Below are 19,574 nucleotides of genomic sequence, written 5' to 3' on the forward strand. Positions count from 1 at the left end.
CCGCCCTATTTCCGGCGAATGAGCAAAGCCCTGACCTACGTCGTCTTCGTCGCCATCGCACTCGGCGGGGGGCTCGCCATCGGCGTCAACAATCTGCCGGAGGAATGGTATCAATCTCTCGCCAAGCCGCCGTTCAATCCACCTGATTGGATATTCGGACCTGTCTGGCTCACCCTCTATGTTTTGATTGGTATTGCCGGGGCACGGACGTGGTTGCGCGGGCATCTGTCTGTCGGCATGCTTATCTGGGCCTGGCAGATGGTGCTGAACTTTCTATGGTCGCCGTTCTTCTTCGGCCTGCGAATGCTGTCGGCCTCGCTCGTCGTCATTGTGCTGTTGCTCGGACTGATCCTCGGCTTTGCCGCAAACCGCTGGAATTCGGATCGGACCGCCGCCCTGCTCTTCGTGCCCTATGCAGCCTGGGTTGGCTTCGCGACCTTGCTCAACGCCGCGATCGTCTATTTGAACTAGCGATCAGCGAGAAAATCGAGCACGCGCCGTTCGAGAACGGCTGCCGCCGCTGGATCGAAGGCGGCGAGCGACCGATCGGAAAAAAGATGCGCGTCCCCTCGATAGAGGAAAAGCCTGACATCCGCCGACTCGGCAACCAACGCCTTCGCCGCCTCGATATCACCGTCTCCAACGAAGAACGGGTCGGCGTCCATGGCATGGATCTCAGCCCGCAAGCCTTTCGGCCAGGCCGAGCCGAATTCCGAACGCGGCAAGCAGGCGTGAAGGAAGATCGCACCCCGCGCACCGGCACGCGTCTGAGCCAGATATTGTGCCGGGAGCACTCCCAGGGAAAACCCGACATAGACGAGATCGGCTGCAAGGCCATCCACGGCGCGGGCTCCACGTTGGATGATCTCGCCGAAGCCGGTCTCCTGGGCGTGCTGCACGCCCTGCTCCAGCGTGTCGAACGTCCGGCCGGCAACCAGGTCAGGCGTATGTACGACGTGCCCGGCGGCCCGCAGATCGCCAGCAAAAGCGATGACGCCTCGCGTCAATCCAAGCGCGTGGTGAAACAGCACAACCTCTGCCATGGCGAACCTCCCGGTTGTTTCGCGCGGGCGAGACGAGCAGCACCTCAGTCCGATCTGGCGACCCAGTCGTGCCAGTCGGCTTCGCTGCCGTGGAACACATTCAGGTCAATGCGGCCATCAACGCCGTGCGAGATGCCGGAGCCCGAATACTGCCAGAATACCCACCGGCGTCCGGGATAAACCTTCGACGGGTGGGCTGCAACCGAACGCAGCCAGAAGGGATAGTTCAGGAAGGCGCCCTTGAGGTTGTCGCGATAGAAGTCCGGCGCGGTGTAGATGATCGGCCGCTGGCCATAGTGCTGCTCGAGCTTGTCCATGAAGACCTGCATCTTCTCGCGAACCTTCTCGGGCGAGACCCGCCGCTTGCAGCTCGACTCGCCGTTCCATTCGACGTCGATGACCGGTGGCAGAGCCCCGGCTTCGCGGGGAACGTTGCGGATGAACCAGTCCGCCTGTTCGCCCGCGGTGCGGCACCAATAGAAGAAGTGATAGGCGCCCCGCCTCATCCCAGCTTGCTTGGCGTCGCGCCAGTTCTTCCGGAACATCGGATCGAGATGGTCACCGCCGTCGGTCGCCTTGATGTAGACGAAATTCGCACCCTGCGTTCTCAGCTTGTCCCAGTCGATGTCGCCCTGCCAGCGCGAAACGTCGACGCCATGGACGGCAAGCTTTCTGGGCGAGGAAGAGCCGAAATTGATCGGTTTGACGTCGCGGAAACGATGACTGTAGACCCGCGAACGTGTGCGCGGCGTCTCGTCAATTTCGGGCGCTGCGGGCGTCAGGACGGCTGGCACTGCCGTTGCCATCGGCCTTTCCGACGGCACGGGAGCGGTGGCCACTCCGGCCTGTTGTGTGAAGGCTTGCGGCTGAGGCACCGGGCCGGCCCAGGCCAATTCCTCCTGTTGCGGCGCGGCTGGCGTTGGCGCCTCGGCGACATCAGCTGAGGGAACAGGGCTCACCGGCATGACGCTGGCCGGCACGGGCGCGCTTGGGCGTGCGACCGAGCTGGTCGTCTCCCGCGACGGGATTCCCGCGACGAGGCTGTCCGGTCCCAAACTGGACGTGCAGCCCGACAAGGCGAGACAAGCAAGGAAGAAAGCTGGCGCAGCCAATAGACGCATAAGAACCCGCACGCAAAACAATTGTCGACGACAGATTCGCTGCCGCCAGGGACCCATCGAAAAGCAATGGCTAACGGAGATTTACCAAAAAAGACTGAATCCAATCTTTACGCCGGGCACGTGCATGCGCGTCAGACAAGCGACCGCATGGCACGGGAGCACTCTGCCAACAGATTTCCGGGAAGCGCTTGTCTGATGCGGCGCAGCATGCCACTTTCGCGATCGCAAGAAAGGCGCGATGATGACCGACAACGACAGCGGCGATTTCCACGAGCGAATCCGCCAGAACTTTACCCGCCAGGCGGCGTTGCATACGCTCGGCGCCGAACTGACCCGCGTCGGGCGGGGGTTGGTGGAGATCGAACTGCCTTTCGACGTCAAGCTCACCCAGCAGCACGGAATTCTGCATGCCGGTGTGATCTCCGCTGCCCTCGATTCCGCTTGCGGCTTGGCGGCCTACAGCGTCATCGACGCCGAGGCGTCCGTTCTGACGATCGAATTCAAGGTCAACCTGCTGTCGCCAGGCCGTGGCGATCGCTTCCTCTTCAGGGGCGAAATCACCAAGCCGGGATCGAACATCATCGTTGCGGACGGGCGCGGCTATGCGATCGGCGACGGACCGGCAAAGCTGATCGCTTCCATGACAAGCACCATGATGATCATCCGTGGCAGAGAGGGCATTTCGGGATGAAGTTTGAGCTGAAATCGGTCGCCGGCAAATCCATTCTCTTCGTGATGGCGGCGGAGGCCGAGTACGGTCCGTTCCTACGCTCCCGCTTCGAGCCGCTGATGACGGGGGTCGGTCCCGTCGAGGCGGCAATCGTCCTCACCCGGGCGCTGGCGCAATTAGCGCAGGCCGATGAGTTGCCCGACCTCGTCGTTTCGCTCGGCTCGGCGGGCTCGGCAAAGCTCGAGCAGACCGAGGTCTATCAGGCCACCTCCGTATCCTATCGCGACATGGATGCATCGCCACTCGGTTTCGAGAAGGGGCGCACGCCGTTCCTCGATCTCCCTGCCACCATCGACCTGCCGCTTAGAATCCCAGGCATTCCGGAGGCAAGCCTGTCGACCGGCGGCAACGTCGTGTCCGGGCAGGCCTATAATGGTATAGCCGCCGATATGGTCGACATGGAGACCTTCGCAATCCTGCGCACCTGCCAGGCTTACGAACTGCCGCTGATCGGCCTGCGCGGGATTTCCGACGGTGTCGAAGAGTTGCAGCACATTTCCGGCTGGACAGAATACCTGCATGTCATCGACCGCAAGCTTTCCTATGCCGTCGACAGCCTGTTTACGGCTCTGGAAGACGGCGTATTCTGGTTCTAACCCCTGCGGGATAGGGACAATCAGCACAATAAAATCCTCGGCCGGGGGATTTCGCGCATTGCAAGACCGGGTGCTTTTCATTAAAGGCTCGCCATGACCCAGACAGCACATCCAGACAGCGTCCTCATCGTCGATTTCGGCAGCCAGGTAACCCAGCTGATCGCACGCCGCGTGCGCGAAACGGGTGTCTACTGCGAGATCGTTCCCTTCCAGTCCGCCGAAGAAGGCTTCAAGCGCCTGCAGCCGAAAGCCGTGATCCTGTCCGGCAGCCCGGCCTCGACGGTTGATGAAGGCTCGCCCCGCGCGCCCCAGATCATCTTCGACAGCGGCCTGCCCGTTTTCGGCATCTGCTACGGCCAGCAGACGATGTGCATGCAGCTCGGCGGCAAGGTCGAGAGCGGTCATCACCGCGAATTCGGTCGCGCCTTCCTCGAAGTCGACGAAGACAACCAACTGTTCGAAGGCCTCTGGTCGAAGGGCTCCCGCCATCAGGTCTGGATGAGCCATGGCGACCGCGTGACGGCGCTGCCTGAAGGCTTCAAGGTCGTCGCGACTTCGCCGAACGCGCCATACGCCTTCATCGCCGACGAGAAGCGCAAATATTATGGCGTGCAGTTCCACCCGGAAGTCGTGCACACGCCCGATGGCGCCAAGCTGATCGGCAACTTCATTCACAACATCGCCGGCATCAAAGGTGACTGGTCGATGTCGGCCTATCGCCAGAAGGCGGTCGAAGCGATCCGCGAGCAGGTCGGCGACAAGCGCGTCCTCTGCGCCCTTTCGGGCGGCGTCGACAGCTCGGTCGCAGCACTACTGATCCACGAAGCGATCGGCGACAAGCTCACGTGCGTGCTCGTCGACCACGGACTGATGCGCAAGGACGAGGCGGCCAACGTCGTCGCCATGTTCCGCGAACACTACAATCTGCACCTCATCCACGTCGACGCATCCGACAAGTTCATCGGCGAGCTCGAGGGTGTTTCCGATCCAGAGACCAAGCGCAAGATCATCGGTCGCCTGTTCATCGAGACCTTCGAGGAAGAGGCCAAGAAGCTCGGCGGCGCCGACTTCCTCGGCCAGGGCACGCTCTATCCTGATGTGATCGAAAGCGTTTCCTTCACCGGCGGACCGTCGGTGACGATCAAGTCGCACCACAATGTCGGCGGCCTTCCCGAGCGCATGAACATGCAGCTCGTCGAGCCGCTGCGCGAACTCTTCAAGGACGAAGTGCGCGTGCTTGGCAAGGAGCTCGGCCTGCCCGACTCGTTCATCGGCCGCCACCCCTTCCCGGGTCCGGGTCTCGCGATCCGCTGCCCGGGTGGCATCACCCGCGAAAAGCTGGAGATTCTCCGCGAAGCCGACGCCATCTATCTCGACGAGATCCGCAAGGCCGGCCTCTACGACGCCATCTGGCAGGCCTTCGCCGTGCTGCTGCCTGTCCAGACCGTCGGCGTCATGGGCGACGGCCGCACTTACGAGTTCGTCTGCGCGCTCCGCGCCGTGACGTCCGTCGACGGCATGACTGCGGATTTCTATCACTACGACATGGAATTCCTCGGGCGCGCCGCAACCCGCATCATCAACGAGGTGCGCGGCATCAATCGTGTCGTGTATGATGTGACCTCGAAACCGCCCGGCACCATCGAGTGGGAATGATTTGAGAGTCGCCTCAATCGAGGCGACATCCATCAGAAATCAAGTGACTGCTGCACCGGCTTTGGCGGCGCCAGGCTAACGCCTTCGAGCTCCAACATCCTCTGCTTGGACGTTGAGCCGCCGGGCGCGGAGAAGCCTCCGATCTTGTTTCCGGCCGCTAGCACGCGATGGCAGGGGATGATCAAGGCGACCGGATTTTTCGCCATCGCCTGGCCGACGTCGCGGGCGGCCTCCGGCCCTACGCCGAGTTGTTTCGCGAGCGCACCGTAGGTGGTCGTGTGGCCCCAGCCGATCTGGCGGGCAGCATCGTAAACCTGCCTGAAGAAGGCATCCTGACCAGCGAGATCGACCTTCACGGCTGAGAAGTCCGTCGGCTCTCCGCTGAAATAGCGCTTCACTGCGGCAACAGCTTCGGCAACGGCAGCCGTCGGCTTCGCCGGCTCGGCGCCGGGAATGCGGCGAAGGAGCAATCGCTCGGTTGCCTCGGCACTCGACGTCGGCAGCTGAAACCGCGTAATGCCGACATCATTCCAGGCGATGCCGCAGAAGCCACCGCTCGTCTCGAAAATCAGATAGTGATGCATTGCCTGTTGCATGGGTCATTGCCTCCCTGCTGCTCTTCTCCGAAGATCGTGCCGTCGCGGCCCGAATTCAACCCGTTTCTTGCTTCGCACGAGCTTGCTCCGGTCGATCGCTCGCCCGTATGTTCTTTTTTTGTTCTTGCCATTTCAAGATCAAATGTTAGCAGGCATCTTTCGATTTCGCTTCGCCGAAGACGCGCCAACAACCATCGCGCTTCGCCAGAGAGAGTCTTTTCTTTGCGATATTGCCGGATCCGCAATCGCTCGACGAATGCGTGTCGATCCAGCAGTGGCTACAGCGGGAACACCTTCCCCTCGCATCGCCGCGTCCGCCGGCGGCCGTGCATGTCTCGCTCTATTGTGTCGGCAAGAGCGCCCGCATTCCCGAAGGGGTCATCGCGGCGGCACGCCAGGCAGGAACGGCGATCGAGGCGTGTCAGTTCGAGCTCGTCTTCGACCATATCATCACCTTCCTGCTGCCGCAGGACAACGCGATCGTACTCGAAGGCAATGGCGGACGGGAACTGTGGCAACTGCATGTGCAGATCGCGATCGAGGTGCACCGGTTGGGCGCAGACGCCAATCTGAACCCGAACTTTCAACCTCACACCACGCTCCTCTGCGACAAGGACGTGGTGCCGCGGATCGCCCTGCGGAGGCCGGTCGTGATGGCTGCGCACGAATTCGTTCTGCTGCACAATCGCGTCAAGCAGGCTACGAAGAGCTCGGGCGCTGGCCGCTTCATGCGCGCGGATAACACCTTGCCTCCAGCTATCGAACTCGCTTAAAGCTCCTGCGACAAGGCATCAAGCGGAGAACGACATGAACACGTCCGAGATCATTATTGCCGGTGACACGGCGGGTATCGAGTGGCGTTTGCCGGTTCTTCATTTCAATGGCAGCGATCCCAAGGCACCGAAGGTCTACATTCAGGCGGCTCTCCACGCCAACGAGCTGCCGGGCACGGCGTTGGTTCACTTCCTGTGTGAAAGACTGCGCCAGTCGGAAAACGCCGGTCAGATCAAGAGCGACTTCATCGTCGTCCCGCATGCCAATCCGATCGGGGCGGCCCAGTCGCATTTCGGCGAACTTCAGGGCCGCTTCGATCTTGGATCGCGCACCAATTTCAACAGGGAGTTTCCGCTGATCTCGGTGAAAGATCGCGACGGGTTGCTTGAGGACCTCGAGCGCCGTTCGGCCGTCGAGAAACTGAAGCGCCAGCTGCTGCATATGGCGCTCGGCTGCGATCTGGTGATCGATCTGCATTGCGATGATGAATCCCTGCAATATGCCTATATCGACGAGGCATTCTGGCCGGAGGCGGCCGATCTGGCCTCTGCGATGGAGATGGAAGCCGTTCTTCTCTCCGATGGCGAGAGTTCCGCCTTCGAGGAGGCCGTCGGTTTTGCCTGGAAATACGAGACCCTAGAGAAACAATCGCGCCTGCCCGGCAAGCTGTCTGTCACCGTTGAGCTTCGCGGCCGGCGTGACGTCTATCCCGAGATGGCGAAGAAGGATGCCGAGGGATTGTGGAAATTCCTGGCAAGCCGCGGCGCAATCGATGCCCCGGTCTCGCTGCCCGCTTTCGATGGCCCCGCTGTCCCGCTCGACAATATCGAGGTGGTCCGCGCGCCGGAGGCCGGCACGGTTCTCTTCCAACGCAACATCGGCGAATGGGTTGGCGAAGGCGATGTGCTTGCCACGTTGATCACCCGCCCCGGCATGGCTGACGGCAGCATCGAGATTTGTGCACCACAGGCCGGCCTGATCGTGACGCGCAGCTCCGAACGGCTGGTTCGCCGGCGCGCCGACCTGATGAAGATTGCTTGCAAGACCGCCAGCAAGGCAACACGCAAGCCTGGAACGCTGGAGGACTAAGTGACCGTCACCATCTACGGCATCAAGAACTGCGACACCATGAAGAAGGCCCGAACCTGGCTGGAAGAGCATGACGTCGCCTACCAGTTCCATGACTACAAGGCTGTCGGGATCGATCGCGCGCATCTGCAGGCCTGGACGAAGGAAGCCGGGTGGGAAACGGTGCTCAACCGAACAGGCACGACCTTTCGGAAGCTGCCCGAGGCCGAGCGCGAAAATCTCGACGAGGGCAAGGCGATCTCGCTGATGCTGGAGCAGCCATCGATGATCAAGCGGCCGGTTGTCGAGGCAGACGGCAAGTTGCTCATCGGCTTCAAGCCCGAGATCTACGGCAGCTTCTTCAAGGCCTGATCGATGTCGAAAACCACACGCGCCACGCAGGTTCTGAGCCAAGCCGGAATTGCCTTCACGGTCCATACCTACGACTATGATCCGAATGCGGAGCGCGTTGGCCTGCAGGCGGCAGAAGCGCTTGGCGAGGAGCCGCATCGCGTGTTGAAGACGCTGATGGCGGAGGTCGACGGCAAAGCGGTCTGCGTCGTCGTGCCGTCGGATCGTGAAGTCAGCATGAAGAAGCTCGCAAGCGCCTTCGGCGGAAAGTCCGCCAACATGATGAAGCCCGCCGATGCCGAGCGCCTGACTGGCTACCACGTCGGCGGCATCAGCCCGTTCGGCCAGAAGAAGCTCGTCCCGACAGCAATCGAGGAAACAGCGCTGACGGAGGCGCAGGTCTACATCAACGGCGGGCAACGCGGCCTGCAGGTTCGGCTGGACCCGAAGGACGCGTTGAAGACGCTGAAGGCTGCCGCCGCGCCCCTCATTGCCTGATCTCAGCTGAAGCGTGACAGCAGCGAGGTCAGCGTCGCGACATCAACCTCGCTCAGCTTGGCGCCGAAGTTCTCCTCGATGGCTCTGGCATAGACCTTCCACATGCGCTTCTGCAGCGCGCGTCCCTCCTCGGTAACGACCACCCACTGCCCGCGCCCGTCCTGATCGAAGCTCTGGCGCTGCACCAGCCCTGCCTTCTCGAGGCGGTCGATCAGTCGCGAAAGATTGTATTGGGCTAGCAACGTTCGTTCTTCGATCTCGAATGGCCGCAACTTGCCCTGCGGCGACCGCACCAGTTCCCAGAGCACGTCGTACCAGCCGAGCGTTGGGAGCCCGGCCTGCTTGAGATCCGCTTCGATCTGACCGAGCAGTCGCTGCTGCGCGCGCATCAGCCCGATCCAGGCATCGATCACCGCATCGGAGGGCGTGGCTCTATTCGTCTTTCTACTCATACATGCATTTACATCTATCTTGAATTCTGGCGCAACAGCTATTACATGCAATTGCATCTACAATGGAGATTGCCACGATGGATCATTTGCCACCTCAAGTATCCGGTTCCGCTCTGCTGCTCGTCAGCCACCACCTTTGCCCCTACGTACAGCGCGCCGCGATCGCGCTTGCGGAAAAAGGAGTGCCGTTCGAGCGCGTGAATATCGACCTCGCGGACAAACCGCGCTGGTTCCTTGAGGTCTCGCCGCTCGGCAAGGTGCCTCTGCTTTGCATTCGCCTCAGCGACGGCAGTCAGGACGTGCTCTTTGAAAGCAGCGTAATCTGTGAATATCTGGAGGAGACGCAGGACGGCCGCCGCCTTCATCCATCCGACCCGCTGACACGCGCCCGCCACCGCGGCTGGATGGAGTTCGGCTCTTCGATCCTCTCCGATCTCTGGGTCTACGAAACGACGCAGGATCGCGCGCAGCTGGAGGCGAAGCGGCAGGTGCTCGCATCAAAGTTCGCCACCATCGAGGCGGAACTGAAGGATGGCCCCTACTTTGCGGGCGTGGACTTCAGCCTGGTCGATGCCGTGTTTGCGCCGATCTTTCGCTACTTCGACGTCTTCGACGCCATCGGCGGCAGCGGCATTTTTGCCGGCCTGCCCCGCGTCCAGGCCTGGCGGACAGCGCTGTCCGAGAGACCGAGCGTGAAGGCCGCCGTCGGACCTGACTATGCCGACCGGCTGATGGCCTTCCTGAAGCGCCACGACGCGGTGCTGTTGCAGCAGCCATCCGTTTCGGCGGCCTAATCCCGCGTGTGGGCCGATGGCGGCAAAGAGCTGCCATCGGTCGACAAGCGAGCTTCAATTTCGCCGTAAAGGGGTCTAAGTCTACCGGCCAATCCGTTTTGTTCGAGGAGTGACCGATCATGAATTTCATGCCGCAAAGCCAGACCTCCGTGGATCCCGTAAAGCTTGAGAAACTGGCGGAGGTGGCCGTCAAGGTCGGGCTGCAGCTGCAGACGGGCCAGGATCTCGTGATCACGGCCCCGGTCGTCGCCCTGCCCCTCGTGCGCCTGATTACCCAGCATGCCTATATGGCAGGTGCCGGGCTGGTGACAGCGTTCTATTCGGACGAGGATTCGACGCTGGCGCGCTACCGATATGGCAGTGATCAGAGCTTCGATCGCGCCTCCGACTGGCTCTACGACGGCATGGCCAAGGCCTATGCCAAAGGCACTGCACGCCTTGCGGTTTCTGGCGACAATCCGATGCTGCTTTCGGAACAGGATCCGGCAAAGGTCGGCCGTGCCAACCGGGCGAACTCGGCGGCCTACAAGCCGGCGCTGGAAAAGATCTCGAATTTCGACATCAATTGGAACATCGTCTCCTACCCCAACCCGTCCTGGGCAGCGCTCGTCTTCCCTGACGATCCGGAAGCAATCGCCGTTGCCAAGCTCGCCAAGGCGATCTTCGCGGCGTCGCGCGTCGATGTCGAAGACCCGATTGCGGCCTGGGCCGAGCACAATGCCAATCTCGCCAAACGCTCGCACTGGCTGAATGGCGAGCGCTTCGCCTCGCTGCACTTCAGGGGACCTGGCACCGATCTGACGGTCGGTCTTGCCGACGGTCACGAGTGGCACGGCGGCTCGTCGACGGCCAAGAACGGCATTACCTGCAATCCGAACATTCCGACCGAGGAAGTCTTCACGACCCCGCATGCGTTGCGCGTCGAAGGCCATGTTTCGAGCACCAAGCCGCTGTCCCATCAGGGCACGCTGATCGACAACATCCGGGTTCGCTTCGAAGGCGGCCGGATCGTCGAAGCGAAGGCTTCGCGTGGCGAGGAAGTGCTGAACAAGGTGCTGGATACCGATGAGGGCGCGCGCCGCTTGGGCGAAGTGGCGCTGGTGCCGCATTCCTCGCCGATCTCGGCCAGCGGCATTCTCTTCTACAACACGCTGTTCGACGAGAACGCGTCGTGCCACATCGCGCTCGGCCAGTGCTATTCGAAGTGCTTCGTCAACGGCGCAAGCCTGACGCAGGAGCAGATCAAGGCGCAAGGCGGCAACTCGAGCCTGATCCACATCGACTGGATGATCGGCTCCGGCCAGGTCGATATCGACGGCATCAAGCCGGACGGCTCGCGGGTTCCGGTGATGCGTCAGGGCGAGTGGGCCTGACCGACATCGTGCGCTGACTGAGCCAGACGCTCGCGAGCACCATCGCGAAGCCGAAGAGCTGCGCGGGCGTCAGGCTTTGCCCGAGAGCCAGCCAACCGATAAGGGTGGCGGTGACCGGGCTCAGGAAGCCCAACGAGGCCGCAGCTGACGGTTCGATGCGCGCGAGCCCCCGGAACCACAGCAAATAGGTGAACGCTGCGCCGATCAGGCCAAGATAGGCGATGCCCAGCACATTGGCCGCGGTCGGCACCGGCAGTGTGGGTTCGACGAAGAAGGCGACGGGCGCGAGCAGGATGCCGCCGGCCGTGAGTTGCCATGCGGTAAAGGCCAGATTCGAAACCGGCGGAACCCAACGTCGCGTCAGCACCGTGCCGAATGCCATCGAAACCGCCCCCGCAATGCCGGCGGCAACGCCGATCGGTTCGAGCGCCGCATTGGGTGTGAGCACGAGAAGTGCCACACCTGTCATCCCGACCACGCCGGCCCCAACGGCAACGGCGTGGATCGGCCGGCCGAGGAAAATGCGCGACAGCAGGATGACGATGAGCGGCTGAATGGCTCCGACGGTCGCGGCAACACCGCCCGGCAGACGATAGGCCGACACGAACAGCATTGCCCAGAAGAACGAGAAATTCAGGCCGCCGAGCACGAAGGCGCGAAGCCACCAGATTCCCTGCGGCAGCTGCCGGACGATCGCAAGCAGCAGAAGCCCGGCCGGCAGAGCCCGCAGGAAGGCGACCGTCAGCGGATATCCGTGCGGAAGAAAGGATGTCGTGACGAAATAGGTGCTGCCCCAGATCGTCGGAGCCAACGCCGTGATCAGCACCTCGGAAAGCGGTGCTTGAGTTTTCTTCATCTCAAGAATCTCTACATCAAGATAAATACAATGTAGCGCCATTTATCTTGACGTCAAGATACGCGATGATAACAGTCTTCGCAGAAGAACGGGCTGACCGATGGATCGCGTCGACAAGATACTTGCGCAATGGAAAAACGAGCGCCCCGACCTCGATACCCAGGCGATGGGCATCATGGGGCGACTGAAGCGGCTGACGACGCACCTCGCCCGCGAGGTCGACCAGGTGCTGCAGCAGCAGGGGCTCTCCTCCTCGTCCTTCGATGTGCTGGCAACCCTCAGGCGTTCAGGCGCGCCATATCGGCTCTCCCCCGGCGATTTGCTCTCCATGACGATGGTCAGTTCCGGCACCATGACCAACCGGATCGACCAGTTGGAGAAAGCGGGCCTGGTCGAGCGCGTTCTCAATCCGGATGATCGGCGAAGTGTTCTCATCGCCCTGACCGAAGCCGGATTTGCCGCCGTGGAAAGTGCCGTCGGCCTCCACGTCGCCAATCAGCAACGCTTGACGCAGGGTTTCAGCGCGGAGGAGAAGGCCCAGCTCGACGCCCTGCTGCGCAAGTTTCTGGCGACATTCGAGTAGCCGGGCCAGCGGCCCTCCTCGTGTGTGCCGTGGCATCGACGGACGGCAGCCTCCCTGTCTTTGGCCTCAGATGTGCAGGTCAACCCAGATGGCGGCATGATCCGACGCCGCGTGTTTCGGCTCGGTGAGTTCCGGATAGGTCTCCCAGCGTTTCGGCCGGCTTCCGGGCCAGGCGCCCTTGCGGAAGACACCGCCTCGCTCGACCTTGTCAAAAAGCTTCGGCGACAGGAACAGGTAGTCGATCTTGTTTCCGGCGTTGCCAAGACCGAAGGTCCCAGGAAAGCCGCCGTCATCGAACGCGGGATGCGTAAAGGCATCCTTCAACGTGCTCTCCTTCAACGGCGCCAGCGGGGCGCTATCCGGCGTGTCGTTGAGGTCGCCGATCAGTGCGATGTGGTCGAATCCTTCCGCGAGACGCTTCTCGTAGATCTCGCGCGCCCGTTGCGCTTGCGCGTGCCGGCGAGCATCGGAGGACTGAGCGCTGCCGAAACCCTTGCTCTTGAAATGATTGACCATGACAAGCAGCGTCGTTCCCCCGGGCGTCGTCACGTAATATTCGGGGCAATCGCGCGAGAAGATCGGGTTGCTTGACGCGTCCCTGTCATCGACGTGGCTGCGCATGATGTCGAGCGCTAAACCCTTTCGGGTCATCAGCCCGACATCGATGCCCCGCTCGTCATTTCCGTCGATCACCATGACCTGCGTGAAGGGGTTGCCGCCAACGGCCGGCAGCACCTGGGTGTTGAAAGCGGTGAGCACAGGCCGACTCTCGACTTCAACGATGCCGAGAATATCGGCCTCGAGATCACTCATGACGCGCGCCGTGTTCTGCATGGCGATCTCGTTGATCGGCTCGTCACGCAATTCCAGCGATCCGACCCAGTCGATGCGACCGTTGGCGGTGATGACCACGCCGCCGGCTCTCGGCCGTTTCAGAAGACTGCCCCTGTTGCGCCGAAGAATGACGAAGGGACCCGTATCACTCTCCTCCATGCCGAGCTCGATGATCAGCGTGGCCATGCGCGCCTTGTCGGCTTCGCTGTAGGTCACCTGCCCCAGCAATTTCTCCAGTTCGGCAAAGCGGTCGAGAACAACCCGGCCGTCGGCCCAGGTTTCCAGGTTCATCGCCTTTGCGCGGTCGAACAGGTTTTCGACATTGAAGGATGCAAGTCTCATGTCACGTCCTCCCGTTTATCGGGGATAATGACACGTATATGTTGCATTTCAATGATGTCGCCCAGGATTGGGTCGTCAGCACCTATCTAGAAGAGAGTGCCTTGCTTTGGCGGCGCCTGCTCATCCTGTGGTTTTTGTGCTCGTTTCTTCGGCGTGGATGAAGACGGGAGCCCCTCGGTGGTCACCGCGCCGACGCGACCATCCGCGAATTGGATTGAGATACCCGAGCCTGCGGACAACATTGCAGCCTGTGACACCGGCCTATTCTCATCGTCCCGGATAACTGCAAAGCCGCGCTTCAAGACATTCTCGTAGGACAACGACTGCAGCACGCGATACTGCGCCGCGACCTCGCCGCGTGCCCGCGTCAGCTGATGCGCCACCGCTGTGTCGGCGTGACGCGATAGATTGGCGAGACGGTCGCGCAGCCGCGATGTCTGCGTCTTCAGACGAGCCGGCAATGTCGCAAAAATAGCATCCGCACGACTGACTGGAGCTCTGGAACGCTCGATAAAACGCTCGATCGTGCGCTCCGCACGCGTGATCCGTTCGTTGAGATACTGGCGGCGCTCGGTGATGCGGTTCGAGAGGACATCGGGCCGCAAATGCGCCGCCGTTCGCTCGAAGCTGCGGCGCTTGTTGATCGTGTTGAGTTCGAGGCCGCGGCCGAGACCGGCGGCAGCCTCGTCGAACCGGCGACGCGGCAGCGCCAAGAGCTGATCCAGCGACGGCAGCGCGCGGACCAGCGCCCGGACGGACTGGCGATGGTGATCCATGCGGCGGCTCATGCAACCCTGTAGGCGGGCGCCAAGAGCGGCCGTCTGCGCCTCCAGTTCGGCCTTCACGGGAACGGCCATTTCAGCCGCACCGGTCGGGGTCGGTGCACGCACATCGGCAGCGTAGTCGATCAGCGTCCAATCCGTTTCGTGGCCGACCGCAGAGATCAGCGGAATCTGGCTTTCGGCCGTCGCGCGAACGACGATTTCGTCATTGAAGCTCCAGAGATCCTCGAGGCTGCCGCCGCCACGCGCGACGATCAGGACATCAGGGCGGGGCATGTCCCCACGCGTCTCGAAGCTATTGAAGCCTCGGATGGCATTGGCGACTTCCTCGCCCGAGCCTTCGCCCTGCACCTTTACCGGCCAGACAATGACATGAACCGGGAAGCGATCGGAGATGCGGTGGAGAATGTCGCGAATGACGGCGCCTGTGGGCGACGTCACGACACCGATCACCTTTGGCATGAAGGGAAGCCGCCGCTTGCGGGACGGGTCGAACAGGCCCTCGGCGCCAAGCCGGCGCTTGCGCTCTTCGATCAGCGCCATCAGCGCGCCGGCGCCGGCCGGCTCCAGCGTCTCGATGACGATCTGATATTTCGATGAACCCGGGAAGGTCGTGATCTTACCGGTGGCGATTACCTCCATCCCTTCCTCGGGACGGAATTTCAGCCTTGAGAAGTTGCCCTTCCAGACGACGGCATCGATACGGGCACGGTCATCCTTCAAGGAAAAATAGGCGTGACCGGAAGAGTGCGGGCCCCGGTATCCGGAAATTTCGCCGCGCACGCGCACCTGGTCGAAGGCTGTCTCGACCGTGCGCTTGATCGAGCCGGACAGCTCCGAAACCGAGTACTCGGTAAGATTGCTCGGCGAATCATTCTCGAAGACGTTGCTCATGATCCTGTTCTAGCCGATGAGGCGGCAAAGAGCAGCCTCCAAAGGGGGATGATTTTATGCGCTCTTCCGTAGCCAAAGCCGACGGCACCCTTATTTTTCGTTCAGCATCAACAGCTTAGATCGGCCGAACCGGAAAGCAGGCGAATCGATCACCTCTCCGTTTCCCCCGGCAATCCTTGCGGAGCGAAGATCGGACAACCGACAAGAGGAGTTTTCCATGTCCGACCGTTTCGCCTCCCATGCCCCTTCGCTCACCGGTCCCGCGAGCGCCGGTTTCGCCATCATCCCCAATGACAGTCTTGACCTCGTTGAGATCACGAGGGCAGTCTATGTCGGCATCGGTGGAGACCTTGTCGTGACCGTGGCGTCTGGGCAGGCGCTCACCTTTGCTTCGGTTCCAGACGGCTCGGTCCTGCCACTTCGAATCTCTCGGGTCCACGCCACCGGCACCACGGCAGAGAGCATTCTTGGGCTGACCTCGCTTGCCTTTGTGCTGCAGGCCGGAATCGTGCCGGTTGCAACCACTGGGGAAAAAGGTAATAAGCCGCGAGATTAATTGTTCGGTAAGATGGACACGCCTATGCTGCCGCGACTCAGGAGAGGCTGATGATCGCTCTGACGACCACAACACTTGGTTTCGCTACCGCGCCAATGCGCTCGATCTTTTCGATGGTGTTGGTTGGCTGCCTCATCTGCGTCGCCTATGCTGGTGCGGCCTGGGTCTCATCCACATCCATTCTTGATCTTGCGGCCGCCATCGTCTGCTATGACGCTGGTCTCATGATCTGCCTGCTTGGCCTCTACGCCTTCGATCGCAGCCGGGACCGCCGACGCTTCATCTAGGCCTTACGAGCCGGTGGGCATGTAACGGAAGAGCCGGATGGGCGCGCCCCCGGGCGTCGGTATGGATTGCAGGTAAGCCGGAACGACGCCCTTCGCCAGTTGCGCATAGAGGCCGTCCGGCTTCATTTTCGTAAGCTCCCTGGTCTGCGGATTGTCGGCGCAATAGGCAAGGACCGTAGCCCCGACCCCCTTCAGGAAGGCCTCGGCTTCCTGCGGTTCTGCCAGGCCAATATGTATTTCCGTCAGCATGCCGCCCTGGTTTCGATGATACGGCGCCGCCAGTATGCGATTGCCGGTAAAGCGAAGGATCGACACACCGACGTCCGACGGAGCGACCACCAGGCCGGCCGGCAAATCGGCCAAAGGCGCGATGGACGACTTCGACGAGCAGGACGGTTTTGCGGGTGCGGTCTGCAGGATGCTTTCACCATTCCCCATCTGCATGCCGATAAGCCCCCCCGCTAACCCCCACACCGCCGCCACGCTTAAGAGAACCGTGGAAAGGTAGCAAAAGGCGGCCGCGACATCTTCGCTGTCACTGGCCGATAACCGGCGCATGTCGATGATCAGCAATGTCAGCGGCAGGATTGCAAGAAGATTGGAAAACGCGGTGCCGCGCACTTGCACCGCGGCGATTGTCCAACTGACGGCGAGAAGGGACAGCAGAACAAGATGGACCCGCACGCGATCGCCGTAAGCGAGGCGGAACACGCAGACGGCAAGCGCAAAAGCCCCAGTCGAATAGTAGAAGCCAAGCGTAAAAGGGTCCTGCCAATTGGCGCCAAGGATCGACTGTGCCTCCTGCACGCGGTCCAACCAGAGCTCGACAAGAAGCGGATCGAGGTCGGCCAGCGGACTATGAAGGCACTGCGGAGCGATCGTGACGGCGGAGACGAGCACGACCGCGCCGATCCCGCCGACGGCCGCAAATCGCAGCAGTCGGCTCCGTCCGCTCGCGAACGTGGCGGCAAAGAGCAACAGCCCGCCGCCGATGGCCGCAAGACTGTAATAGCCGAGCGACAGGTTATCGCAGGTCACGGCCGAATAAAGCCTTGGCGGAACGGTTCCGACGAAAAGCAGGCTGATGGACAGAGCCAGGGCGAGCCCGAAAGCCTTGGCAGCGCGCGCGAACGGCTCGCCTTCCCAAGCCCACGAAACGGCGACGACAACGCATACCACCGCCACGAACGGCGTCGTTTCGGCCCCAATCGCGATCGCCATCGCGGCCGCCAGCCCGGCGACGGCGTAGCTGAGCGGCCGATGGTTTTCGTCGAGCAACATCGCCGTCATGATGGCGACCAGTGCAAACTGGACGTTATGGTGGTCGATGGCGCCCGGCAGAAAGCGGTTGTTCGGAACCAGGAGCAGAGCGGTGAGCCCCAAGGCGACATGCATGCCGAACGTGCCGCCGATGCGGCGGCCGGCAAGTCCCATGGCCCACAGGCTCGGAACGATCAGCGACAGCGGCCAGACGGCCAGCGCAACCGCCTCTGCCCGCTCTTGCGGGAAAAAGAAGCCGAAAAACCGGATCAGCGTCGCGATCGGAAGGTCGATCAGCCGGGACCAGTGCATCAGCGTACCATCACCGAGTCCCATGCGGTATTGCATGAGGTCGAACCAGCCCTGCCCGTTCAGGAAATCACGCACTTCGACAAGCCGCATCCCGTCATCATTATCGGCGCCGACATAGTCGGTCGCGCTAGGCAGCTTCAGAGCGAGGATCGCGGCAATAAGGACAGCGCTGTAAAAAAGCACCGATGGCCATAACCGGGTCATCATGGTGCGCAGCTTGGCGATCGGCGATGCCGATGTGGAACCAGGGATCATCTGGGCTACATTCGTCATGAAGCGGATCTCACCGTTTGAGTGCCAAGATCCTACCGTTCGCCGGTCAAGAAACCGTAAAAGTCCTGCTCACGCGCAGTTTTCGCCGGCTCCATAGCCACTTGTTAACGCGCGCCGTCTATTCTTGTCGAGATTTCTTCGCCGCGGGTGTGATCATGACCGGATCGCGTATCGACAATCTGAATATTGCCGTGCTCCTGCCCTGCTACAACGAGGCCTCGACGATCGGCGCCGTTGTCCGGGGATTCAAGTCTGCGTTGCCGGGCGCCCCCATCCACGTCTACGACAACAACTCCACGGATGGCACGGCACTCCACGCGATGCTTGCCGGTGCCCACGTGGTGCGCGAACGTCGGCAGGGCAAAGGCCACGTTGTCCGGCGCATGTTCGCCGACATCGACGCCGACATCTACATCATGGCCGATGGCGACGGCACCTACTCGCCCGACGATGCTGAGGAACTGATCCGCACCCTGCTGACGGAGCGCGCCGACATGGTCGTCGGCACACGGCGCGGCGTCCATTCGGATGCCGGCAGGCAGGGGCATGCCTTCGGCAACAAGATCTTCAACATGATGTACCGGACGATCTTCGGTACCGATTTCACCGATATCTTCTCGGGCTACCGCGTCTTCTCGCGACGCTTCGTCAAGAGTTTCCCTGCCGTCTCGGGAGGCTTCGAGATCGAAACGGAAATGTCCGTGCATGCGTCGCGTCTGAAGCTGCCTGTCAGCGAGCTGGAACTGGATTACGGCCGTCGGCCGGAAGGTTCTCACTCGAAGCTTTCGACCTTCAAGGATGGCGCCAAGATCCTCTGGATGTTCGCGATGCTGATGAAGGAAACGCGGCCCTTCGTGTTCTTTGGCATCATCAGCGCGATTTTTATGTCAGCGAGTCTCGGATTCATGACGCCCGTCCTCTTCGAGTATTTTGAAACGGGTCTCGTCAGCCGAATGCCGACATGGGTCCTGTCTATGGCACTGATCATGGTGTCGTTCATGATGTTTACCGCCGGCGTGATCCTCGATTCCGTTTCGCGCGCCCGCGCAGAGCAGCTTCGCATCCACTATATGAGCCTTATGGCTCCGCGCCCGCGCGAGCAGACACCCTTGCTGGCTGATGATCTCGACGATTATCATCAACAGTCGGCCAAGATCAGCACCAGATGAAGAAGCTGCTCCGCTTCGGGATTGCTGGCGGCCTTGGCTTTATGGTCGATGCGGGCGTTCTTGCGCTCTTGCTGCATATCACGCCGCTTGGCCCATTCATTGCTCGCGTGATCGCGATCGCTCTGGCAATGGCAGCGACGTGGATCTTCAACAGAACATTCACCTTCGATCGCTCGGGACACTCGCTCGCCGTCGAGGGATTTCGCTACGGCTCCGTCGGGGTGACGGCGGCGCTGGTGAACTATGGGCTTTATTCGGCGCTGCTGCTGCGGCTACCTGACTTGCAGCCACTCGCGGCGATGGTTCTTTCCACCGCCGCGTCCACGGTCTTCAGCTTCGTCGGCTATTCCCGCTTCGTTTTTCGAGGCGACTGA

At 61.6% G+C, this 19,574-nt stretch carries 23 protein-coding genes; 15 read left to right on the forward strand and 8 right to left on the reverse strand.

Annotation, left to right across the window (positions count from 1 at the left end; all coding sequences use genetic code 11):
* Positions 1-18: 18 nt before the first annotated feature.
* Entirely contained in the window at positions 19-471 is a 453-nt protein-coding gene (locus IB244_RS08820; protein ID WP_169679328.1) for a TspO/MBR family protein, read from the forward strand.
* Here IB244_RS08820 and IB244_RS08825 read toward each other — a convergent pair.
* Complete coding sequence (locus IB244_RS08825) at positions 468-1,043, reverse strand: dienelactone hydrolase family protein (protein ID WP_113160466.1); 576 nt, start codon at positions 1,041-1,043, stop codon at positions 468-470. The genes IB244_RS08820 and IB244_RS08825 overlap by 4 nt on opposite strands.
* Positions 1,044-1,087: 44 nt before the next feature.
* A complete protein-coding gene (locus IB244_RS08830; protein ID WP_192303946.1) occupies positions 1,088-2,164 on the reverse strand; it encodes a GH25 family lysozyme in 1,077 nt (358 codons plus the stop codon).
* 241 nt (positions 2,165-2,405) lie between these two features.
* Between IB244_RS08830 and IB244_RS08835 the strand changes: the two genes are divergently transcribed.
* The 3 genes from IB244_RS08835 (at position 2,406) to guaA (ending at position 5,146) form a co-directional block, all read left to right on the forward strand.
* Entirely contained in the window at positions 2,406-2,855 is a 450-nt protein-coding gene (locus IB244_RS08835) for a PaaI family thioesterase (RefSeq protein WP_025658634.1), read from the forward strand.
* Entirely contained in the window at positions 2,852-3,490 is a 639-nt protein-coding gene (locus tag IB244_RS08840) for a 5'-methylthioadenosine/S-adenosylhomocysteine nucleosidase (RefSeq protein ID WP_018855200.1), read from the forward strand. Before IB244_RS08835 ends, IB244_RS08840 begins: the two co-directional genes overlap by 4 nt.
* Positions 3,491-3,583: 93 nt before the next feature.
* On the forward strand, positions 3,584-5,146 hold the full coding sequence (gene guaA / locus IB244_RS08845) for a glutamine-hydrolyzing GMP synthase (protein ID WP_018855201.1): 1,563 nt from the start codon (positions 3,584-3,586) through the stop codon (positions 5,144-5,146).
* 32 nt (positions 5,147-5,178) lie between these two features.
* Here the strand turns inward: guaA and IB244_RS08850 are convergent, their stop codons facing one another.
* A complete protein-coding gene (locus IB244_RS08850; protein WP_192303948.1) occupies positions 5,179-5,742 on the reverse strand; it encodes a methylated-DNA--[protein]-cysteine S-methyltransferase in 564 nt (187 codons plus the stop codon).
* 260 nt (positions 5,743-6,002) lie between these two features.
* On the opposite strand from IB244_RS08850, the gene IB244_RS08855 reads away from it, so the two are divergent.
* The 4 genes from IB244_RS08855 to ybaK are packed head-to-tail and all read left to right on the forward strand — an operon-like array spanning position 6,003 to position 8,433.
* The gene (locus tag IB244_RS08855; RefSeq protein ID WP_246734386.1) at positions 6,003-6,515 is read left to right on the forward strand and encodes a 2'-5' RNA ligase family protein; all 513 of its coding nucleotides are present in this window, start codon (positions 6,003-6,005) and stop codon (positions 6,513-6,515) included.
* Between the two features lie 34 nt (positions 6,516-6,549).
* On the forward strand, positions 6,550-7,605 hold the full coding sequence (locus IB244_RS08860; RefSeq protein ID WP_018855204.1) for a succinylglutamate desuccinylase/aspartoacylase family protein: 1,056 nt from the start codon (positions 6,550-6,552) through the stop codon (positions 7,603-7,605).
* Positions 7,606-7,956 carry an ArsC family reductase gene (locus IB244_RS08865; RefSeq protein WP_018855205.1) on the forward strand — a complete coding sequence of 117 codons (351 nt, stop codon included), beginning with the start codon at positions 7,606-7,608 and terminating at the stop codon, positions 7,954-7,956. It abuts the gene before it with no gap.
* A gap of 3 nt (positions 7,957-7,959) precedes the next feature.
* Complete coding sequence (gene ybaK / locus IB244_RS08870; RefSeq protein WP_018855206.1) at positions 7,960-8,433, forward strand: Cys-tRNA(Pro) deacylase; 474 nt, start codon at positions 7,960-7,962, stop codon at positions 8,431-8,433.
* 2 nt (positions 8,434-8,435) lie between these two features.
* Here the strand turns inward: ybaK and IB244_RS08875 are convergent, their stop codons facing one another.
* Positions 8,436-8,885: a MarR family winged helix-turn-helix transcriptional regulator gene (locus IB244_RS08875; protein ID WP_246734387.1), complete on the reverse strand. Its 450-nt coding sequence runs from the start codon at positions 8,883-8,885 to the stop codon at positions 8,436-8,438.
* Positions 8,886-8,962: 77 nt separating this feature from the next.
* On the opposite strand from IB244_RS08875, the gene IB244_RS08880 reads away from it, so the two are divergent.
* Together IB244_RS08880 and IB244_RS08885 are read left to right on the forward strand one after the other, a co-directional pair.
* Positions 8,963-9,679, forward strand: coding sequence for a glutathione S-transferase family protein (locus tag IB244_RS08880; protein WP_192240278.1), 717 nt, complete (start codon positions 8,963-8,965; stop codon positions 9,677-9,679).
* Positions 9,680-9,798: 119 nt separating this feature from the next.
* Entirely contained in the window at positions 9,799-11,052 is a 1,254-nt protein-coding gene (locus IB244_RS08885; protein ID WP_018855209.1) for an aminopeptidase, read from the forward strand.
* Here IB244_RS08885 and IB244_RS08890 read toward each other — a convergent pair.
* Positions 11,000-11,908 carry an EamA family transporter gene (locus tag IB244_RS08890; protein ID WP_113470616.1) on the reverse strand — a complete coding sequence of 303 codons (909 nt, stop codon included), beginning with the start codon at positions 11,906-11,908 and terminating at the stop codon, positions 11,000-11,002. The genes IB244_RS08885 and IB244_RS08890 overlap by 53 nt on opposite strands.
* 100 nt (positions 11,909-12,008) lie before the next feature.
* Here IB244_RS08890 and IB244_RS08895 point away from each other — a divergent pair, with 100 nt between their 5' ends.
* Entirely contained in the window at positions 12,009-12,491 is a 483-nt protein-coding gene (locus IB244_RS08895) for a MarR family winged helix-turn-helix transcriptional regulator (protein ID WP_192303952.1), read from the forward strand.
* Positions 12,492-12,557: 66 nt separating this feature from the next.
* On the opposite strand, the gene IB244_RS08900 is transcribed toward IB244_RS08895, so the two are convergent.
* Positions 12,558-13,667: an endonuclease/exonuclease/phosphatase family protein gene (locus IB244_RS08900; RefSeq protein WP_192303954.1), complete on the reverse strand. Its 1,110-nt coding sequence runs from the start codon at positions 13,665-13,667 to the stop codon at positions 12,558-12,560.
* Between the two features lie 86 nt (positions 13,668-13,753).
* Positions 13,754-15,343, reverse strand: coding sequence for an exodeoxyribonuclease VII large subunit (gene xseA, locus IB244_RS08905; protein ID WP_018855213.1), 1,590 nt, complete (start codon positions 15,341-15,343; stop codon positions 13,754-13,756).
* A 217-nt stretch (positions 15,344-15,560) separates the two neighbouring features.
* On the opposite strand from xseA, the gene IB244_RS08910 reads away from it, so the two are divergent.
* Together IB244_RS08910 and IB244_RS08915 are read left to right on the forward strand one after the other, a co-directional pair.
* Positions 15,561-15,899: a hypothetical protein gene (locus IB244_RS08910; protein WP_192303956.1), complete on the forward strand. Its 339-nt coding sequence runs from the start codon at positions 15,561-15,563 to the stop codon at positions 15,897-15,899.
* A 50-nt stretch (positions 15,900-15,949) separates the two neighbouring features.
* Positions 15,950-16,186 (forward strand): hypothetical protein, encoded by a 237-nt coding sequence (locus IB244_RS08915; RefSeq protein ID WP_018855216.1) that lies wholly within the window; start codon positions 15,950-15,952, stop codon positions 16,184-16,186.
* A 3-nt stretch (positions 16,187-16,189) separates the two neighbouring features.
* Here the strand turns inward: IB244_RS08915 and IB244_RS08920 are convergent, their stop codons facing one another.
* On the reverse strand, positions 16,190-18,031 hold the full coding sequence (locus IB244_RS08920) for a hypothetical protein (protein ID WP_192303958.1): 1,842 nt from the start codon (positions 18,029-18,031) through the stop codon (positions 16,190-16,192).
* Between the two features lie 155 nt (positions 18,032-18,186).
* On the opposite strand from IB244_RS08920, the gene IB244_RS08925 reads away from it, so the two are divergent.
* Together IB244_RS08925 and IB244_RS08930 are read left to right on the forward strand one after the other, a co-directional pair.
* Positions 18,187-19,200 carry a glycosyltransferase gene (locus IB244_RS08925; RefSeq protein ID WP_192240273.1) on the forward strand — a complete coding sequence of 338 codons (1,014 nt, stop codon included), beginning with the start codon at positions 18,187-18,189 and terminating at the stop codon, positions 19,198-19,200.
* Positions 19,197-19,574: a GtrA family protein gene (locus tag IB244_RS08930; RefSeq protein WP_018855219.1), complete on the forward strand. Its 378-nt coding sequence runs from the start codon at positions 19,197-19,199 to the stop codon at positions 19,572-19,574. The genes IB244_RS08925 and IB244_RS08930 overlap by 4 nt, the downstream gene beginning before the upstream one ends.

Source organism: Rhizobium sp. RHZ02 (assembly GCF_014851575.1).
Taxonomy (GTDB): Bacteria; Pseudomonadota; Alphaproteobacteria; order Rhizobiales; family Rhizobiaceae; genus Rhizobium; species Rhizobium altiplani.

Bases quoted from the DNA above. Each gene is read 5' to 3' on its own strand.
- IB244_RS08820 (WP_169679328.1), top strand. From the start codon at position 19: ATGAGCAAAGCCCTGACCTACGTCGTCTTCGTCGCCATCGCACTCGGC.
- IB244_RS08825 (WP_113160466.1), bottom strand. From the start codon at position 1,043: ATGGCAGAGGTTGTGCTGTTTCACCACGCGCTTGGATTGACGCGAGGC.
- IB244_RS08830 (WP_192303946.1), bottom strand. From the start codon at position 2,164: ATGCGTCTATTGGCTGCGCCAGCTTTCTTCCTTGCTTGTCTCGCCTTG.
- IB244_RS08835 (WP_025658634.1), top strand. From the start codon at position 2,406: ATGACCGACAACGACAGCGGCGATTTCCACGAGCGAATCCGCCAGAAC.
- IB244_RS08840 (WP_018855200.1), top strand. From the start codon at position 2,852: ATGAAGTTTGAGCTGAAATCGGTCGCCGGCAAATCCATTCTCTTCGTG.
- guaA (WP_018855201.1), top strand. From the start codon at position 3,584: ATGACCCAGACAGCACATCCAGACAGCGTCCTCATCGTCGATTTCGGC.
- IB244_RS08850 (WP_192303948.1), bottom strand. From the start codon at position 5,742: ATGCAACAGGCAATGCATCACTATCTGATTTTCGAGACGAGCGGTGGC.
- IB244_RS08860 (WP_018855204.1), top strand. From the start codon at position 6,550: ATGAACACGTCCGAGATCATTATTGCCGGTGACACGGCGGGTATCGAG.
- ybaK (WP_018855206.1), top strand. From the start codon at position 7,960: ATGTCGAAAACCACACGCGCCACGCAGGTTCTGAGCCAAGCCGGAATT.
- IB244_RS08875 (WP_246734387.1), bottom strand. From the start codon at position 8,885: ATGAGTAGAAAGACGAATAGAGCCACGCCCTCCGATGCGGTGATCGAT.
- IB244_RS08880 (WP_192240278.1), top strand. From the start codon at position 8,963: ATGGATCATTTGCCACCTCAAGTATCCGGTTCCGCTCTGCTGCTCGTC.
- IB244_RS08885 (WP_018855209.1), top strand. From the start codon at position 9,799: ATGAATTTCATGCCGCAAAGCCAGACCTCCGTGGATCCCGTAAAGCTT.
- IB244_RS08890 (WP_113470616.1), bottom strand. From the start codon at position 11,908: ATGAAGAAAACTCAAGCACCGCTTTCCGAGGTGCTGATCACGGCGTTG.
- IB244_RS08895 (WP_192303952.1), top strand. From the start codon at position 12,009: ATGGATCGCGTCGACAAGATACTTGCGCAATGGAAAAACGAGCGCCCC.
- IB244_RS08900 (WP_192303954.1), bottom strand. From the start codon at position 13,667: ATGAGACTTGCATCCTTCAATGTCGAAAACCTGTTCGACCGCGCAAAG.
- xseA (WP_018855213.1), bottom strand. From the start codon at position 15,343: ATGAGCAACGTCTTCGAGAATGATTCGCCGAGCAATCTTACCGAGTAC.
- IB244_RS08910 (WP_192303956.1), top strand. From the start codon at position 15,561: ATGTCCGACCGTTTCGCCTCCCATGCCCCTTCGCTCACCGGTCCCGCG.
- IB244_RS08915 (WP_018855216.1), top strand. From the start codon at position 15,950: ATGATCGCTCTGACGACCACAACACTTGGTTTCGCTACCGCGCCAATG.
- IB244_RS08920 (WP_192303958.1), bottom strand. From the start codon at position 18,031: ATGACGAATGTAGCCCAGATGATCCCTGGTTCCACATCGGCATCGCCG.
- IB244_RS08925 (WP_192240273.1), top strand. From the start codon at position 18,187: ATGACCGGATCGCGTATCGACAATCTGAATATTGCCGTGCTCCTGCCC.
- IB244_RS08930 (WP_018855219.1), top strand. From the start codon at position 19,197: ATGAAGAAGCTGCTCCGCTTCGGGATTGCTGGCGGCCTTGGCTTTATG.